The sequence below is a fragment of the Emticicia sp. genome (genome assembly GCF_043780375.1).
GTDB lineage: Bacteria > Bacteroidota > Bacteroidia > Cytophagales > Spirosomataceae > Emticicia.
This window is the reverse complement of sequence record NZ_JAYWCU010000130.1, coordinates 1-3,137: the sequence shown is the minus strand read 5'-3', so window position 1 is coordinate 3,137 and position 3,137 is coordinate 1. Positions and strand designations below refer to the sequence as shown.

At 36.7% G+C, this 3,137-nt stretch carries 1 protein-coding gene; it reads right to left on the bottom strand.

All coding sequences use genetic code 11. The features are described from left to right. Positions 1–2,793: DNA polymerase III subunit alpha (dnaE, locus tag ACH2CJ_RS10410; protein WP_394992688.1), on the bottom strand; the 2,793-nt coding region annotated here is incomplete at its 3' end. Between the last annotated feature and the right edge of the window lie 344 nt (positions 2,794–3,137).

Below are 3,137 nucleotides of genomic sequence, written 5' to 3'. Positions count from 1 at the left end.
GGTTTCGTCAAAGTATTGAGCTCTATGTAAATCTTCAAAGCAATCGAAAGCCCCTGCATAAGCAAAAGATTCGAGTGTTTTTTTGTTTACGGTACGAAGATTAACACGGGTAATAAAATCAAAAATATCTTTAAATTCTCCCTCATTTCTTTTTTCAATAACGGCATCGACAGCGGCATCTCCAGAACCTTTAATGGCACCCATTCCAAAGCGAATTTCACCTTTTTTGTTTACACTAAATTGTTTTTGTGATTCGTTCACATCGGGGCCAAGCACTTGCAAGCCCAAAGCTTTACACTCTTCCATGAAAAATGTAATTTTATCAATATTCCCTAATTGAGAAGTCATTACGGCCGCCATGTATTCTGAGGTGTAATGAGCCTTTAAATAAGCCGTTTGATAAGCCACAAAAGCGTAACAAGTAGAATGCGATTTATTGAAGGCATACGAAGCAAATGCCTCCCAATCGGACCAAACTTTTTCTAAGATTTTGGCATCATGTCCTTTGGCAACAGCACCCGAAATAAACTGAGGTTTGAGTTTATCAATCATATTTCGATCTTTTTTACCCATCGCTTTTCTCAAAACGTCGGCATCTCCTTTCGAGAAACCTGCCAATTTTTGCGATAGAAGCATCACTTGTTCTTGATAAACAGTAATTCCATAAGTTTCACCCAAATATTCTTCCATATCAGGCAAATCGAACTTAACTTCCTCTCGACCATGCTTGCGGTTGATAAAGTTAGGAATATAAGCAATCGGACCAGGACGATACAAGGCATTCATGGCAATCAAATCGTCCAATCTATCGGGTTTCAAATCTTTCATGTATTTTTTCATACCGTCAGATTCAAATTGGAAAACTGCATTGGTTTCACCCCTTTGAAATAATTCGTAAGTTAGTTTATCATCGAGCGGAATATTATCAATATCAATGGTTACGTCATGATTTTCTTTAATCATTCGGAGGCAATCTTTTATGATGGTTAAGTTTCGTAAACCCAAAAAATCCATCTTGATTACACCCGCATCTTCAATAATTTTTCCTTCGTATTGGGTTATCAACAATTCAGTTTCTTTTGAGGTAGAAACTGGCAAAATATTGTATAATGGTTCGGGTGCTATGATGATACCCGCTGCATGAATTCCCGTGTTTCTGATATTGCCTTCTAAACGATGAGCTTGTTGTAAAACCTTGCCTGTCAGGTCATTACCATTATACATTATTCTAAATTTCTTGACATTTTCAATTTCGTCAGGTTGAATTCCTAGTTCGCTCAAACTACCTTTTCCATCCAAAGGATAATTAACCATTTTCTCGAAATCGATGCCATAAGCAGGCTTATCAGGCACGAGTTTTACTATATAATTGGCATCGGCGAGCGGCAATTCCATTACACGAGAAACATCTTTAATAGCCGATTTGGTAGCCATCGTACCATATGTAATGATTTGAGCTACTTGATTTTTGCTATATTTCTTAACCACATAATCAATCACTTTTTGGCGACCTTCATCATCAAAATCAGTATCAATATCGGGCATTGATTTACGATCAGGATTCAAGAAACGCTCAAAAAGTAGTTGGTATTTTATAGGGTCAATATTCGTAATGCCAATACAATAAGCAACCGCCGAGCCAGCAGCCGAGCCACGACCTGGTCCAATCATCACATTCATATCTCGCCCTGCCTTTATAAAATCGGCAACAATTAAGAAATATCCTGCAAAACCCATTGATTTGATTGTAAAAAGCTCAAAATCAAGACGCTCTTGTACTTCGCTTGTAATCTCACTATATCTTTTTCTTGCACCTTCAAAAGTCATATCCTTCAAATATTCCCACTGATTAAGCACATCATCGGAGTGAATTTTGAAGGCATCAGGAATCGGAAAATTGGGAAGCATAATATCACGCTTTAGCTTCAAAGTTTCTACTTTTCCAACAATTTCATTCGTATTATCAATCGCCGCCGGAATATCACTAAAAAGTTTAGTCATTTCCTCCGTAGTTTTGAAATAAAACTGGTCATTATAAAAAGCAAAACGGGTATTTTTTGCCGTACCCTCTTCATCATTGAAGTCTTTTGCCGAAGGAGTCGAAACTTTTTCGTTGGTATTGACACAAAGCAAAATATCGTGAGCCACCCAATCTTGCTGGTCAACATAATGACTGTCATTGGAAGCAATGATTTTGACATTGTATTTCTTGGCAAACTTCATCAAAACAGCATTTGCTTGAATCTGTTCGGGAATCTCGTGGCGTTGTAATTCTACATAATAATCTTCACCAAATCTATCCAACCACCACTGAAACTCTTTTTCGGCTTCCTCTTCTCCTTTCTTCAAAATCATTTGCGGAACTGACGCACCAATACAGCAAGTTGTAGCAATCAAATCATCTTTATATTGCTCAATCATCGCTTTCGTGATACGAGGATATTTGCCATAAAGTCCTTCAATATAGCCTAAAGAGCATAGTTTGACCAAGTTTTTGTAGCCATTTGCATTTTTTGCCAATAATAATTGGTGGAAACGTTTGTCTTTTTGTTCCTTCGTAAATTGCTTGCGATGATGGTCTTCTACCACATAAAACTCACAACCAACGATTGGTTTTACACCAAATTTGGCAGCAGTTGACACGAAATCAAAGACACCAAACATATTACCGTGGTCGGTAATTGCCATGGCTGGCATATTATCGGCTTGGGCTTTTTTGAAAAGTTTTTTGATGTCAGAAGCACCATCGAGCAGGGAAAACTGGGTATGATTATGTAGGTGAGAGAATTGCATTTTTCAGAAAAAATAATGGATTGTTCGTGCGATGGTGAATATTAAATGATGGATTGTCAAAAAGCATTAGACAATCAAAATCAATTTTTAGACTATAAATATAGTCAAAATTTACTACTTTGAGCAAATATTTTTAACTTTCACACTCTAAATTATTGATACTAAGGCTTGTAGTTTGAAAATGTTTTTGAAGTATCGGAGACGATACCCTATATTGAAGTGAAATTGAATTTGTAGTTTTTACCGACTTTGTTGCAACGGTTGAATTAAGTGATAATTTTCTGTGATTCAGGTAATCCAAGTTGAGCAAATTTGTTAAGAATCTTACAATTTATACTCACCTC